The following is a 13,579-nucleotide window of genomic DNA, read 5'->3' as shown; positions in this document are numbered from 1 at the left end:
CCGCGGTCAGGACCCCGGCCGCCGGCGTGCGGCGGTCAGCGCGGCATCGACGTCGTCGAGCACGGACAGGGGCAGGTGCTCGTCCGGCAGGGGCCGGTGCGGCCGGTCCCGCCGGAGCGCGGGGCCGTAGCGGGCGAAGGCCGGGAAGTCGGCGGGGAAGCGGCGTTCGTCGGCGCCGAAGAGCTGGACCGGACCCAGCACCTCCCGCCAGTCGTCGGGGCGGGCCAGGCCGATGGAGTCGATGCCGTGGGAGAACAGCAGCTGCGCGGTGTCCCGGTACGGGTCGGTCGCGGCCAGGTGGCTGCACAGCCGGTCCAGGGACGGCCGGACGGGGAAGAGCGTCCAGTAGGGGACCCGGGCGCTGCGCAGGGCGGCGACCGGGTCGTGCAGCACGAAGGACTCCACGAGCAGCCGGTCGGTGGGCAGACCGCGCTCGGCGTACCAGCGGCGGTACAGGTCTGCGACCGGACCGCTGAGCTCGTCGGGCTCGTCCAGGACCAGCTCGCGGACCGGGTGCCCGGCTGCCGCAGCCCAGCGGCGGACGTCGTCGGCCAGTTGCGGGGCGAGCCCCCACTCGGCCTCCGGCGCCTCGGTGTCCGGTGCCGGCGGATCCCACCAGTCCCGGGCCACCCCGTGCCGGGAGAGGAACGCGCGGACCCGCGGTCCGCCGGACAGGTACTCCTCGACGGTGGCGCCGCCGCGTGCGCCGAACTGGAACACCTGGCGCTCGGCCACGCGGGTGACCGGCCAGCTGCTGCGGTCGCTGACGAGGAGGACCGTGCCGCCGGGGACCAGGTGGTCGGTGAGGAACCGCTCGTAGGCCGCACCGAGGGTCAGGCGCTTGAGGCGGAGGTAGGTCATCCAGCGCACCATGAGCCGGTCCTGGTTGGGGTCGTGCATGTGGTGCACCGTCACCTGCGGGTTGGCGGCCGACAGCGGTGCGGCGACCCGGGCGCCGTACTCCAGCGCCCCGTGCCCGTCGTCGGGGTCGGCGCGGGCGTGCCGGACGGTGACCAGCAGCGTCTGGGGCAGCCACGGGATGCCGAGGGCGGTGTACAGGTGCACCGCCGCGCCGTTGGAGGAGCCGATCGCCACGGCCGGGTAGCGGCGTCGCGGGCGGTGCGACACGACCCAGCCGGCCACCTTCTCCACGTCGAGGTCACCGAGCCGGTCTGCGGGCACGCCGCCGGCGCCACCGGCGAGGCTGTAGGCCGCACGACGCACGGGGCCCGGCAGCAGTGCCGAGGAACGCACCGCGGCGGCGGACACCCGTCCGCGGCCCAGATGCGGGAAGTCCTGACCCTGCAGGGCCGCGGCGGTGGAGCGCAGCATCGCCGAGGCGGAGTCGAAGGCGGCCACCGCCCGGTCGGGCCGGAGCACGGTCACGGGTCCTCCTCGCCGGCGCTCGTCGGCCCCGCTCCCGTGGGTGCTGTGCTCGTGCGTGACCTCGCGAGCTCGGTCACGGCAGCTCCCGGGCGAGGTCGCGGACCGGTCCCGACCAGGCGTGCGGGTCGGCCCACGGGAAGGTGTGCGCTCCGGGCATCGAGGCGAACCGGCCCTGCCGGGCGCGCTCGGCCAGGGAGCGGGCCCAGTTCTCGGTGCACACCCGGTCCTGGCTCCCGTGCAGCACCAGGACCGGGACCCGCAGCTGCGGGACGACGTCCTCGAGCCGGTCGGCCAGGTGGATGCGGACCACGTGCACCAGCCGGCGGAGGCCGGCCCGCCTCCACTCCGGCCGGTGCGACTCGCTCAGACCCGGCGGCTCCCGGCGGCCGTCGAGCCGCCACGCGACGAACAGGCGCCCCCAGCTGCGGTAGCGGGGATCGATCGTCGGGCTGGCCAGCACCACTCCCCGCACCGCCGGTTGCTGGCGGGCCGCCGCGCGGGCGGCGACCTGCGTGCCGCTGGAGTGCCCCATGAGCAGCACCCGGTCCAGGCCTGCCCCGTCGAGCCAGGCCGCCACCGCGTCCCCGTACCCGACGACGTTCAGCGGACGGGGTGGCTCGCCACTGCCGGCGAGACCCGGCAGCTCCAGCAGGTGGGCGCGGGTCCACTCGCCGAGCGCGGTCAGGCCCGGCAGGAGGTAGTCGGCCACCGCCATGCCCTGCACCAGCACGACCTCGGGGACCCCCTCCTGCGGCGAGCCCACGGCGCGGCTGCGCATCCGCCCGAACGGGGTGTCCCGGTGGGTCGTCACCGGCTCCGCTGTCATCGGCGACCTCCCGAGCCGCGGGCCGTCACGGGATCCGGTCGGGGGTCACGAGCCGCCCGGGGCCCGGTCGGCGGCGTCCGCCGCGCGCCGGACGAGGTCCTCGTAGACGTCCGGGTCGTCGGTGTCCACCAGCGGGTAGCCGGCGTCGGACCAGTGCAGCGAGATGCCGGGGTTGTGCACGTCGGAGCCGTCGGCCAGGAAGAAGTGCGGACTGCCCTGCACCTCGTCGGCGTGCGTCCGGTAGTCGGCCATCATGGCCCCGCGGGCCCGCCCGTCCTCGAGCGCCGCGGCCAGCGCGTCGGCGTCGACGCGGTCGCAGCTCCGGGCGACGTCGACCACCTCGTGCAGCATGCTGATGCACCGGCTGTCACGGAAGAACGCCAGCCGCAGGGCCATGTCCAGCTGCTCGGCGGCCGCTGCCGACTGCGCCTTGGCCGCATGCACGGCCTCGTCCGCCGGCAGAGCCGTCACCGGCCAGTCCGACGGCTGTCCCTGCCAGGGGGAGATGCCGAGGTCGGGCTCGAGCGGACCCACCACCGGGACCTCGGCCTGGAGCATCCGCATCGGGAGGGCGAACCGGTTGACGTCCTCCAGCAGGTACAGCCGGTGGTCCACGCGCACCTGCTCGTCGAGGCCCAGCCGGGACCGCGCCGCGTAGAAGCGCTGCAACGCGACGGTGGACCAGGCGCAGACCACGTCGGTGTAGACGGCCACGGTGCCCGAGGCGACGTCGACGGCCACGGGGGCTCCTCCCTGTCGGAGGGGTGGGCGTGCGGGCCCGCCTCAGCTCTTGTTGCCGGGCTCGTTGCGGCGGCTCTCGAAGGTCTTGTGCCCGTTCGGGCACGGCGGGATCTCGTGGCCCTGCTGCACGTGCACCTTCTCGCTGCAGTGGGCGCAGTAGAAGTCCCCGGTCTTCTGGGCCTTCTCTCCGGCGTGGGCGGCCATTCGTCTCCTCCTTGGTCAGCGCAGGGCGAGCCCGCCGCCCTGCGCGCGGCTGTCCGGGTCCAGGCCGAGCTCGCGGAGCAGGTCGGCGTCCCGGACGGTGTCCACCTGCACGTCGAGCTCCTCCTCGGCCCGCCGGGCCTGCTCGCGTCGCCCGCCGGCGCGCAGCGCCTGGACGACGTGACTGCGGTCGATCCGCACGGGTTCCTCCCCGGGTCGTCAGGTGGTCCGGCGGTCCTCGCCGGCGACTCGGTCCTGCTGCGGCGTGCGGCTGACCTGGCTGACCCCCGGCGGGGCGGAGGCGCGGGCCTGCTGGCCCGGTTCGGCGTGCGGGGCGGGGTCCAGCCGCAGCGAGCGGACGACCTCGTCCCGGTTGCGGTAGTCGACCGGGGGCACCGCCCGGATGGCCTTCACCACCTCCGGGGAGGCGCCGCGCCGCTCCGCCTCGGCCAGCAACGTCTCCTTGTCCGCCGGGTAGTCAACGTCGGTCAGGTGTCGCATGACGTCGTCAGCGGTCACCGCATCGGCCACGGTGGTGTCCTCTCCTCGCGTGGGCCCGTACGTCTGCTCCGCGCGGACCGGGTGGTCGTACCCGGCGGCCGGGCGGCGTACCCGACCCGTCCGGTCAGGCCTCGTTGAACGGGGCGCAGGCGAGCCGGGACCCGGTGGGTGGGAGCTCGGCGGCCAGGTCCGGCACGGACTCGTACACCACCAGCGCGGTCCCGTCGTCCACGAGCAGCTCCTCCACCGCGGGGGCCGGCTCGACGAGGGTGGTCAGCGATCCCACGCCGTTCTCGAACACCAGGACCGGGGGGAGGACGGCGATGAGCTCGCCGACGGAGGGGAAGGCCTCCCCGGCGGCCGCGTCCGCCGTGTCGCAGGTGCCGACGTCGTGCAGCGCCATCCCGTGGAACCCCGGTGTCATGCCCCGGACCTCGACGCTGACCTCGACGCCGATGTCGCCGTCCCGGAGCGCGGCCGATCCCATCACCGAGCCCTCGGCGTCGACCAGTTCGGTGGGGACCTCCGCCGGCTCCAGGACCGCCCGGTCGTCCTGCTCCTCCGTGGGCCCCTCGCCCTCCCCGGTGTCCGGGATCCGGGCGCCGTCGGCCGCCGTCGCCGCGGCCAGGTCATTGCGCAGCTCTTCCCCGTCGTCGGACGCGCAGGAGGTCAGGGCGATCAGGACGGCGGCTGCGGGCAGCAGCGTGCGACGCATGGCAGGGCTCTCCTCGGGATGCGGACGGTGACCAGAAACGTGCCCCGCAGGGCGCCGCCCCCTGCGCGGGGACGCCGAGGTGACACGGACTCGTAACGTGCCGCCGCGCCGTCTCCGTGCCGGGCGGCGGTCAGGACGACGGGTCGAGCGCCACCTTGGTCCAGCCCGCCTCGCGCCGGTCGAAGGTCTCGTAGGCGTCGAGTACCGAGGGCATGTCGTCGACCTGGGTGAGCACCGTGGACGGGTCGATGGCGCCGGTGCGCACCAGATCGAGCAGGTGCGGGACGTAGCGGCGGTGGTTGCAGTTGCCCATCTTCACGGTCAGGTTCTTGTTCATCGCCGCACCGATCGGGAAGCTCGTCGCCTGCGGCGGGTAGACGCCGATGATCCCGATGCTGCCGGCCTTGGCCACTGCCTCCACCGCCCACTGCAGCGACTGGCTCGGCGCGTCACCGGGCACCCAGGTGTCGCCGTGCGGGTCCTGCTCGGGCGCGACCTGCGAGCGCTGCTGCTCGAACTGCTCCGCCTGCTGCTGCGCGGCCTCGGCGGCCGGCCCGCTCTTCGGCCGCTGCGCGTCGACACCCACGGCCTCGATCACCCGGTCGACGCCGATGCCGCCGGTGAGCTCTTTGACGACGGGGACCGGGTCCTCGGCGTTGAAGTCGATCGCCTCGGCGCCGCGCGCCCGGGCCTGGTCCAGCCGGGTGCCGACGCCGTCCACCACCAGCACGCGGCCGGCGCCCTGCTGGAAGGCGCTGGTGACCGCGAACTGGCCCACCGGACCGGCGCCGAGGACCAGCACCGTGTCGCCCTTGCCGACCTCGGCCAGCCGGGCGCCGAACCACGCGGTCGGGTAGATGTCCGACAGCATGATCGCCGCGTCGTCGCCGACCTCCTCGGGCAGCCAGACCGGGCCGACGTTCGCGTACGGGATGCGGGCGTACTGGGCCTGCAGGCCGTCGACCGGGCCGGTGGTCTGCGGCCCACCGAAGAAGCAGGTGCCCGCCTCCGGGCCGTTGGGGTTGGCCCGGTCGCACTGCGCGTAGTAGCCGGCGCGGCAGTACGAGCACGTGCCGCAGCCGATCGTCGAGGGGATCACGACCCGGTCGCCGGGGCGCAGGTTGCGCACGCCCGGGCCGGTCTCGCGGACGACGCCGACCGCCTCGTGGCCGAGGATCGTGCCCACGACCATCCCGGACATCGTGCCGCGCACGAAGTGCAGGTCGGTGCCGCAGATCGCGCTCGCCGTGATCTCCACGATCGCGTCGGTGGGGCCCTGGATGGTCGGGTCGGGGACGTCGTCGAGCCGGATGTCACCGACGTCGTGCCACACCACTGCCTTCACGGGTACCTCCCGGGTCGGTCAGGAGGTGGTGCCCTACCCGGTGGCTCTCACCGAACCAGGGGTGGACGGGCATGCCGAGTTCCACTGAGGACCCGCGGAGCGCTGAGCTGTGGGTCACGCGGATCCCGGGTGCGTACCCCCGAGCCCGGCCGCAGAACGGTGCGCTCCAGGTCACACCGAGGCGGACGGGGCGGTAGCTTCCTCGTTCCCGGAGCCCACGGGGCCCACCGACCACGGGGGACGCCGATGACCGCCTGCCGCTCGATCTGCTTCTACACGCCGTCGACCGACCCCTCGGGGATGGGCGCGCACATGGTGGACCTGATCGCCGAGTACGCCGGGACGGCCGACGTGGCCCTGATGATGAGACCGACGGAGGGCGGCCGACGGCTGCTGGACCGCGCTGCCGAGCTGGGCGCCCGCACGGTGGAGCTGCCCTCTCCCCGCGACCGGCGCTTCGCCGCCGTGGTGACGGGCTTCCTCGACGCCCACCCCGCCGACGTGTTCCACTGCCACGTCGGCACCGGCTGCGAGGACTGGGACGGCGTGTGCCTCGCCCGCCGCGCCGGGTGCCCGGCGGTCGTGCAGACCCAGCACCTGCCCTACCTGGTGTCCTCCCCGCGCAAGCGGCGGGCGTACCACCACGCGATCCAGGAGGTGGACCGGCTGATCGCCGTCTCCCAGGGGCTGCGCCGCACCTACTCCCGCATCGGCGTCCCCCCGGAGCGGTTCACCACCGTGCCCAACGGCGTGGCCCCACTCCGCGACCGGATCGGCCGGGACGCCGCCCGCGCCGCCATCGGCCTGGATCCGCACCAGCCCGTCGTCCTCACGGTGGGCCGGCTCACACACATGAAGGGCCAGTGGCACCTGGTCGACGCCGTCCCCGGGCTGCTGGAGCGGTTCCCGGACCTCGCCGTCGTCCTGGTCGGGGACGGGCCGCTGCGCGAGGCGCTGGAGAAGCGGGCGGCGGGGCTGGGCGTGGGCGGCGCCGTCCGGTTCCCCGGTCACCGCAGCGACGCCCGGCAGCTGCTCGCCGCCGCCGACGTGTTCGTCCTCCCCTCGCGGCACGAGGGGATGCCGCTGGTGGCGCTGGAGGCGATGGAGGCGGGGCTGCCGGTGGTGGGCACGCGGGTGATCGGCACCGAGGAGGTCGTCGCGGACGGCGTCACCGGCGCGCTGGTGCGGCCGGGGGACCCCGCCGCCCTGGGGGCGGCCCTGGAACGGCTGCTCGCCGACCCCGCGCTCCGGCGCCGGCAGGGCGCCGCCGGACGGCGCCGGTACCTGGCCTGCTTCACCCGCGAGCGGATGGCCGGGGACACCGCAGCGGTCTACGAGTCGGTCCTGCGCGGGGCCCTGCGGTGAGCCGCCTGCGGGTCGGCGTCGTCGGCACGGGCTTCATCGCCGGTCGGCACCTGGCCGCGCTCGCCGGCTTCGACGACGTCGAGGTCGTCGCGGTCGCCGACGCCGTCCCCGCGCGGGCCGAGGAGGCCGCCGCGCGCTACGGCGCGCGGCCCCACCCCGACGGGACTGCGCTGCTGGAGACCGAGGAGTTGGACGCCGTCTGGCTCTGCGTCCCGCCCTTCGCGCACGGACCGCTGGAGGCCGCGGCGCTCGCCCGGGGCCTGCCGTTCTTCGTCGAGAAGCCGCTGGGGCCGGACCTGGCCACCGCCGAGACGATCGCGGCCGAGGTCGCGGCGGCCGGGCTGACCACGGCCGTCGGCTACCACTGGCGGCACCTGGGGCTCGTGCACCGGGCGCAGGAGCTGCTGAGGGACCGGTCCGTGCAGCTGGTGACCGGTGCCTGGCTGGACCGCACCCCCGGCGCGCCGTGGTGGTCGCGCCGGGCGGCCTCGGGCGGGCAGGTCGTCGAGCAGACCACCCACCTGTTCGACCTCGCCCGGCTGCTCGCCGGGGAGGTCGACACCGTCGCCGCGGTCGAGCGAGCGGCACCGGAAGGTGACGTTCCGGCCGCCGCCACCGCGCTGCTGACCTTCACCTCCGGCGCCGTGGGGAGCATCTCCTCGGCACGGGTCCTCGGCCGCCGCCACCACGTCGGGCTGGAGCTGGTCACCGAGGGCCTCGCCGTGGAGGTGACCGAGCGCGGCCTGTCCGACCACGAGCTGCGCGTCTCCGACGCCGACGGGGCGGAGACCACCGGCTCCGACGAGGATCCCGTCGCCGTCGAGGACCGGGAGTTCCTCGACGTGCTGCTCGGGCAGGCCCCGGGGGTGCGGGTCCCCTACGCCGAGGGGCTGCGCTCGCACGCCCTGGCCTGCGCCGCCGACCGGGCGGCGCGTGAGGGCAGGCCCGTCCGGCTCGGGGACTGACGACGGTTGCCGCCCGGTCGGCGCGGGCAGGAGGCGGACATGACGACGAGGATCGGCCTGGTCGGGGCTGGGTTCATCGCCGGCCGGCACGTGGACGCGCTCAGCTCCATCGACGGCGTGACCGTCGCCGGGATCGCCGACCCGCGCGCCGACCGGGCCGAGGTGCTCGCCGCCCGCGCGGGGGCCGCGGCCTACGCGCACTGGGCGGACCTGCTCGACGTGGAACGGCTCGACGCGCTGTACGTCTGCGTCCCGCCGCACGCGCACGGCGAGGTCGAGACGGCGGCCGTCGAACGCGGGCTGCCGCTGTTCGTCGAGAAGCCGCTGGCGACCGACCTCGCCACCGCCGAGGCGCTCGCCGACCGGATCGACGCCGCCGGCCTGCTCACCGCCGTCGGCTACCACTGGCGCTACCTCGACACCCTCGAGCTGGCCCGCGACCTGCTGGCCGGGGCGCCGGCGCGGATGGTCCTCGGCGCCTGGCTGGACCGGGCCCCGCGGGTGGACTGGTGGGCCCGCCAGGACGGCTCGGGCGGGCAGACCGTCGAGCAGGCCACCCACCTCTTCGACGTCGCCCGGGTGCTGGTCGGGGAGGTCGAGGGCGGCTGGGCCACCGGTTCGCGCTCGCCCGACGGCCCCGGCGACATCCTCGACGTCTGCACCGCCGCGCTGCGCTTCGAGAGCGGCGCGGTGGGGTCCTTCTCCAACAGCTGCCTGCTGCCCCGCGCGCACCGGATCGGCGTCGAGCTGGTCGCCCCGGGCCTGGGCCTGTGGCTCACCGAGCACCGGCTCGTGGTCACCGACGCCGACGGGGAGCGGGTGGTCGACCGCGACGTCGACCCCTTCGAGGCCGAGGACCGCGCCTTCGTCGCCGCCGTCCGGGGCGAGGGACACGACGTCCGGGCGCCGTACCGCGAGGCGCTGCGCACCCACCGGCTGGCGGTCGCGGTGGCGCAGGCGGCCGCCGACGGCGGGACGGTCCAGCTGTGAGCCGCGCGGTCCGCAGCATCGGCGTCGTCGCCCCGGGGGAGCCGGCGGTCCTCGACGTCGAGGAGCCCGATCCCGCGCCCGGTCAGGCGTGGGTGCAGACCGAGTGGAGCGGGGTGAGCGCCGGCACCGAGGTGGCGATCGTCCGCGGCACCGACCCGCACCACCTGCTGCACTGGGACCCCGACCTGCGTTCGTTCGACGACGCCGGCCCGCCTGCCGCCTATCCGGTCACGGGGCTGGGCTACATGGAGGTCGGCCGGGTCACCGAGAGCCGCACCCCGTCGCTGACCGAGGGGCAGCTCGTCGCCATGGCCTACGGGCACCGCACCGGTACCTGCGCCGACCCGTCGGCCAGGCCGGTGATCCCCGTGCCCGACGACCTCGACCCGCTGCTGGGCGTCTACCTCGCCCAGATGGGGCCCATCTGCGTCAACGGGCTGCTGCACGCCGCGGCCGACGCCGCCGGGCCGGGCGCCGGCGTCGACGCCGGGGTGCGCGACCGGCACGTGCTGGTCACCGGCGCCGGGGTCATCGGGCTGCTCACCGCGATGCTCGCCGTGCAGCACGGCGCCGCGGACGTCGTCGTCGCCGAGCCCTCGGCCGAGCGGCGGGCGGTCGCCGAGGCGCTGGGCCTGGCCACCCTCGCCGATGACGCGTCCGCGTGGCGCGCGGTCAAGGAGCGCTGGCGGCACGGGCCGGGGGACGCCGGCGCCGACGTCGTCCTGCAGTGCCGCGGCCACGACGCCGCGCTGGCCACCGGGCTCAAGGCGCTGCGCCCGCAGGGCACCGTCGTGGACCTCGGCTTCTACCAGGCCGGTGCGGAGGCGGTGCGACTCGGCGAGGAGTTCCACCACAACGGCCTCGCGGTGGTCTGCGCGCAGATCAGCCGGGTGCCGCGGGGCATGGCCGGTGCCTGGCCGCGGACGGCGCTGGCGCAGGTCACCCTCGACCTGCTGCGCGAGCGGGGTCCGGAGATCCGCTCGCACCTGGTCACCGACGTCCTGCCGTTCGAGGAGGGGCCACGGCTGCTCGCCGACCTGGCCGGCCGCCGGCTGGCCGCTCCGCCGCTGCAGGCCGTGCTGCGGTTCTGACGCCGTGCGGGTGCTGCTCGTCGGCAACCACTGGACGCAGGGACCCGGTGGCGCGGAGACGGTGCTGGTGCTCACCGCGGAGCTGCTGCGTGCCGCCGGGCACGAGGTGGTGCCCTTCGCCGTCGCCGAGGAGCGGACCCTGCCCACCCCGGTGCGCTCCTCCCTGCCGGTGGCGGCGGGGGCCGGTGCGCGGACCCGGTTCGGCGAGGCGTGGGCGGGGGTGTGGTCGCCGTCCGCCTACCGGGCGCTGGCGCGGGTGGTCGACGAGGTGCGGCCGGACGTCGCGCACGTGCACCACGTCTTCGAGCGGCTGACGCTCTCGGTGCTCGACGCGCTGCAGCGCCGCGGCGTGCCGACGGTGATGACGCTGCACGACTACAAACCGGTCTGCCCGGACTTCCGGCTGTTCACCGAGGGCGCCCCGTGCACCCGCTGCCTGTCCGGCGGCTACTGGCAGGTGGTGCGGCACCGCTGCCTGGAGGGCTCGCGGTGGCGGTCGGTCGCCGCGGCGGTGGACGCCTACGCCGCCCGCGCCCGCGGCGTCTACGACCGGGTGGACCGGTTCGTGGCGCCGAGCGCCTTCCTCCGCGACCGGGTGGTCGAGGGCGGGCTGCCGGCCGAGCGGGTGGAGGTGCTGCCCAACCCGGTGGTCGCGGCTCCCTCGCCCCGGCTCGCCCCCGGGGATCCGCCGGCGGTGCTGTACGCCTCCCGACTGGTGGCGGAGAAGGGCGTGGACACCCTGCTGGACGCCGCAGCCGCGCTGCCGGCCGGCGCGCGGGTGCGCCTGGCCGGGTCCGGGCGGCTGGCGCGGGCGGTGCGCGCCCGGGTCGCGGCGGAGTGCCTGCCGGTGGACGTTCTGGGCCCGCTGCCGCCCGACCGGGTCGCGGCCGAGCTGCGGGTCGCGGCGGTCGCCGTCCTGCCGGCGCTGTGGTGGGAGAACTGCCCGATGGCGGTGCTCGAGGCTGCCGCACAGGGGGTGCCGGTGGTCGCCTCCGCGGTGGGTGGGGTCCCCGAGCTGGTGGACGACGGCACGACCGGGCTCCTGGTGCCGCCCGGGGACACCGCCGCGCTGTCCGGCGCGCTCACCCGGCTGCTGTCGGACCCCGCCGAGGCGGGCCGGCTCGGTCGAGCTGGATGGGCCCGGGTGCGGTCGCGGCACGACCCCACGGCCCACGTCGCAGCGCTGCAGGAGGTGTACCGGCGTCTCGCCTGGTGAGCCGTTGCGGACGCCCTTGTGCCGCAACCCCAGGTGGCGGATCCTGCCGACATCGCCGCCGACGCCGGGTGGACCGGCTGCCGCGGCGCTCGGGGAGTGGTCGTCATGGGGTGGGCGGCTGTCGTCGTGCTCGCCTTCGGGCTCGAGGTCGCGGCGGTCATCTGGCTGGCGCGGACCAACACCGCCCGGTGGGAGCGCGACCACCGGGCCGCCCGGGCGGCCATCAGAGCGCGCGAGGAAGCGGGGCTGCGTGTGCGGGCGGCGGCGCTGATGGCGCAGCACGCGCCGCACCCGCACCTGCCGCACCTGCCGCACGTGCACCTGCCGCCGCGCGTCGTCGACCGGCTCGCGCACCCCCGCGGCACCCTGCACCGCCCGCACCTGCACCTGCCGCACCTGCACCTCACCCGGCGCCGTCCGGACGCGCAGGAGCCGCCGGTGCCCGCGCTGGACGACGCGAGCCCGCCGTCCGAGGAGCAGCCGACGTCGTAGCTGGTCGGCGGCCGGTCGCGGTGTGTGCACGCAGCGCTGTCCGCGCGCGGTCCGATCCCCGCTCCGTGCACATCCCGCACGGGACCTCGGCCGCGCTCGGCACTACCAACGACCGCGTCCACCAGCCCAGGTGCGGCACACTGCCGCGGCAGACGCCGGACGAGGAGGTGGGCGGTGACGCCCGAGGACGACCGCACCGAGGCCGCGCTCACCGGGGACGAGCGCACGCTGCTGACCGGGTTCCTGGAGTACCAGCGGCAGACCCTCGCCTGGAAGTGCGCCGGGCTGACGCCACAGCAGCTGGCGACCCGCGCCGTCCCCACCTCGGACCTCACCCTGCTCGGCATGGTGCGCCACCTCGCGGCCGTGGAGATCGGCTGGCTGGTCGGTCTCGGCGGGCTGCCGTACGACATGTGGCCGGACGTGGTGCGGGACCGCGACGAGCAGTTCCGGGTCGATCCGGACACCGTCACGCAGGAGGACGTCGACGCGGCCTGGGCTACCTGGCACGCCGTCACCGACGCAGTCGGCACGGTGGTCGACCGGCTGCCGCTCGACACCGTGGACCGGCCGTGGGGGCGGGACGACGAGTACTCGCTGCGCTGGATCCTGCTGCACCTGGTCGAGGAGTACGCGCGGCACAACGGCCACGCGGACCTGCTGCGCGAGGCCGTCGACGGCGCCACGGGCGAGTAGCCGGGCGGGTACCCGCTACGCGGGGAACGGGAGGAGGGGCGGTGCCTCGGCCCGCGGGTGGTCCCGTGGCCCCTGCGCCGCCCGCTCTGCGCACCGGGCGGCCCGGCGTGCCGCCTGCTGCCGGTCCGCCGCGCGGCGGGCGTGCAGTGCCCGGGCCTCCGCGGCGCCCGGTGCCTCGAACCCGTCGGCGGTGAGGCGGCAGGCGCCGAGCCGCACCCAGCGCGTCCCGCCGGCGACGTCCCGGACGCCGACGAGGAGCCCCGTGTTGTGCCGGCGCACCGCGTACGCCACGCCCCGGACGGCCAGCTCGGTGTCCCCGGCCGACCCGGCCTCGGGGCCGTAGAACCAGGTGACGTGCCGGACGCGCCTCCGGTACCGGTCGTCGCGCTCCCGCCAGGCGGTGTCCGGCAGGGACGAGAGCTGCACCACCAGGGCGCTGCTCGCCTCGGCCACGACGACGTGCAGCCCGCCGCTGCCGGGGACCTCCTCGAGCCGCGGCCGGAACCCCTGCGCGGCCAGCCACGCCCCCATCGCCCGGCGGTGGCGGAGCTGCTCGTACGCGGGCCCGGCGTCGGACCCATTGAGGGCGCAGCGGCCGTCGGCGGGGTGCCGGAAGTGCGGCCGGGCGCCGTCCCGGGCCTCCAGGACCAGCCGGCTCCCGCACCCGCCGGCCTCCCGGGAACACCAGAAGCCCCTGCCGTGGTCGAGGCCGAGCACGTGGGCGGCCATACCGTCGTCGGGCAGCGCGACGGCCGCGGTCCCCGCCGGACCGTCCGTCACCGCCCACCGCAGCTCGCCCGACACGCCGCGACGGTAGGCCGGGGGTCCGACAGGACGGCGGCGCTCCCCGACGCCACGACGCGCGGTGTGTGCACTCAGCGCTGTCCGGCCGCCGTCGCGTTCGCGCTGCCTGCACACGGCGCGAGCCGGGCTAGACCCAAAGCCGTTCACTTAGGCGCTGGACCGAGTTGTCACGGGTCAGGGTCGGTGAGGATGTCGATGCTGATGGTGGCCCGGTAGCTGGGTCCGCGTAGTCGGCCGAGGGCGGT

Annotated in this window: 16 protein-coding genes; 7 read left to right on the top strand and 9 right to left on the bottom strand. The window is 76.1% G+C overall.

Going from position 1 to position 13,579, the window contains the following annotated elements; translation table 11 throughout:
* Nucleotides 1-6: 6 nt before the first annotated feature.
* The 8 genes from CNO22_RS28855 to CNO22_RS05720 form a co-directional block, all read right to left on the bottom strand.
* Nucleotides 7-1,386, bottom strand: a complete 1,380-nt coding sequence (locus CNO22_RS28855) for a hypothetical protein (protein WP_232806821.1) — start codon at nt 1,384-1,386, stop codon at nt 7-9.
* A gap of 73 nt (nt 1,387-1,459) precedes the next feature.
* Nucleotides 1,460-2,212 carry an alpha/beta fold hydrolase gene (locus tag CNO22_RS05750; protein ID WP_100498379.1) on the bottom strand — a complete coding sequence of 251 codons (753 nt, stop codon included), beginning with the start codon at nt 2,210-2,212 and terminating at the stop codon, nt 1,460-1,462.
* Nucleotides 2,213-2,257: 45 nt separating this feature from the next.
* Entirely contained in the window at nt 2,258-2,953 is a 696-nt protein-coding gene (locus tag CNO22_RS05745) for a DsbA family oxidoreductase (protein ID WP_100498378.1), read from the bottom strand.
* Nucleotides 2,954-2,995: 42 nt separating this feature from the next.
* The gene (locus tag CNO22_RS05740) at nt 2,996-3,157 is read right to left on the bottom strand and encodes a zinc ribbon-containing protein (RefSeq protein ID WP_100498377.1); all 162 of its coding nucleotides are present in this window, start codon (nt 3,155-3,157) and stop codon (nt 2,996-2,998) included.
* 15 nt (nt 3,158-3,172) lie between these two features.
* A complete protein-coding gene (locus CNO22_RS05735; RefSeq protein WP_100498376.1) occupies nt 3,173-3,355 on the bottom strand; it encodes a hypothetical protein in 183 nt (60 codons plus the stop codon).
* A gap of 18 nt (nt 3,356-3,373) precedes the next feature.
* Nucleotides 3,374-3,685: a DUF2795 domain-containing protein gene (locus CNO22_RS05730; RefSeq protein ID WP_198588125.1), complete on the bottom strand. Its 312-nt coding sequence runs from the start codon at nt 3,683-3,685 to the stop codon at nt 3,374-3,376.
* A gap of 94 nt (nt 3,686-3,779) precedes the next feature.
* The gene (locus CNO22_RS05725; protein ID WP_100498375.1) at nt 3,780-4,370 is read right to left on the bottom strand and encodes a superoxide dismutase family protein; all 591 of its coding nucleotides are present in this window, start codon (nt 4,368-4,370) and stop codon (nt 3,780-3,782) included.
* Between the two features lie 130 nt (nt 4,371-4,500).
* Nucleotides 4,501-5,715 (bottom strand): zinc-dependent alcohol dehydrogenase, encoded by a 1,215-nt coding sequence (locus tag CNO22_RS05720; protein WP_100498374.1) that lies wholly within the window; start codon nt 5,713-5,715, stop codon nt 4,501-4,503.
* 246 nt (nt 5,716-5,961) lie between these two features.
* On the opposite strand from CNO22_RS05720, the gene CNO22_RS05715 reads away from it, so the two are divergent.
* The 7 genes from CNO22_RS05715 to CNO22_RS05685 all read left to right on the top strand — a co-directional run bounded on the left by CNO22_RS05715 (nt 5,962) and on the right by CNO22_RS05685 (nt 12,530).
* Entirely contained in the window at nt 5,962-7,080 is a 1,119-nt protein-coding gene (locus CNO22_RS05715; RefSeq protein ID WP_100498373.1) for a glycosyltransferase family 4 protein, read from the top strand.
* Nucleotides 7,077-8,045, top strand: coding sequence for a Gfo/Idh/MocA family protein (locus CNO22_RS05710; RefSeq protein WP_100498372.1), 969 nt, complete (start codon nt 7,077-7,079; stop codon nt 8,043-8,045). Before CNO22_RS05715 ends, CNO22_RS05710 begins: the two co-directional genes overlap by 4 nt.
* Nucleotides 8,046-8,084: 39 nt before the next feature.
* Entirely contained in the window at nt 8,085-9,035 is a 951-nt protein-coding gene (locus CNO22_RS05705; protein ID WP_100498371.1) for a Gfo/Idh/MocA family protein, read from the top strand.
* Complete coding sequence (locus CNO22_RS05700; protein WP_100498370.1) at nt 9,032-10,126, top strand: zinc-dependent alcohol dehydrogenase; 1,095 nt, start codon at nt 9,032-9,034, stop codon at nt 10,124-10,126. The genes CNO22_RS05705 and CNO22_RS05700 overlap by 4 nt, the downstream gene beginning before the upstream one ends.
* A 4-nt stretch (nt 10,127-10,130) precedes the next feature.
* Entirely contained in the window at nt 10,131-11,342 is a 1,212-nt protein-coding gene (locus CNO22_RS05695; protein ID WP_100498369.1) for a glycosyltransferase, read from the top strand.
* Between the two features lie 33 nt (nt 11,343-11,375).
* Nucleotides 11,376-11,834: a hypothetical protein gene (locus tag CNO22_RS05690; protein ID WP_100498368.1), complete on the top strand. Its 459-nt coding sequence runs from the start codon at nt 11,376-11,378 to the stop codon at nt 11,832-11,834.
* A 174-nt stretch (nt 11,835-12,008) separates the two neighbouring features.
* Nucleotides 12,009-12,530, top strand: a complete 522-nt coding sequence (locus CNO22_RS05685; RefSeq protein ID WP_100498367.1) for a DinB family protein — start codon at nt 12,009-12,011, stop codon at nt 12,528-12,530.
* 15 nt (nt 12,531-12,545) lie between these two features.
* On the opposite strand, the gene CNO22_RS05680 is transcribed toward CNO22_RS05685, so the two are convergent.
* On the bottom strand, nt 12,546-13,334 hold the full coding sequence (locus CNO22_RS05680; protein WP_100498366.1) for a competence protein CoiA family protein: 789 nt from the start codon (nt 13,332-13,334) through the stop codon (nt 12,546-12,548).
* Between the last annotated feature and the right edge of the window lie 245 nt (nt 13,335-13,579).

It is taken from the genome of Geodermatophilus chilensis, assembly GCF_002802985.1.
Classification (GTDB): Bacteria; Actinomycetota; Actinomycetes; order Mycobacteriales; family Geodermatophilaceae; genus Geodermatophilus; species Geodermatophilus chilensis.
The sequence above is the reverse complement of the archived record's forward strand: the minus strand, read 5'-3'. Positions and strand labels throughout refer to the sequence as shown.

Bases quoted from the DNA above. Each gene is read 5' to 3' on its own strand.
- CNO22_RS05705 (WP_100498371.1), top strand. From the start codon at position 8,085: ATGACGACGAGGATCGGCCTGGTCGGGGCTGGGTTCATCGCCGGCCGG.
- CNO22_RS05725 (WP_100498375.1), bottom strand. From the start codon at position 4,370: ATGCGTCGCACGCTGCTGCCCGCAGCCGCCGTCCTGATCGCCCTGACC.
- CNO22_RS05750 (WP_100498379.1), bottom strand. From the start codon at position 2,212: ATGACAGCGGAGCCGGTGACGACCCACCGGGACACCCCGTTCGGGCGG.
- CNO22_RS05715 (WP_100498373.1), top strand. From the start codon at position 5,962: ATGACCGCCTGCCGCTCGATCTGCTTCTACACGCCGTCGACCGACCCC.
- CNO22_RS05740 (WP_100498377.1), bottom strand. From the start codon at position 3,157: ATGGCCGCCCACGCCGGAGAGAAGGCCCAGAAGACCGGGGACTTCTAC.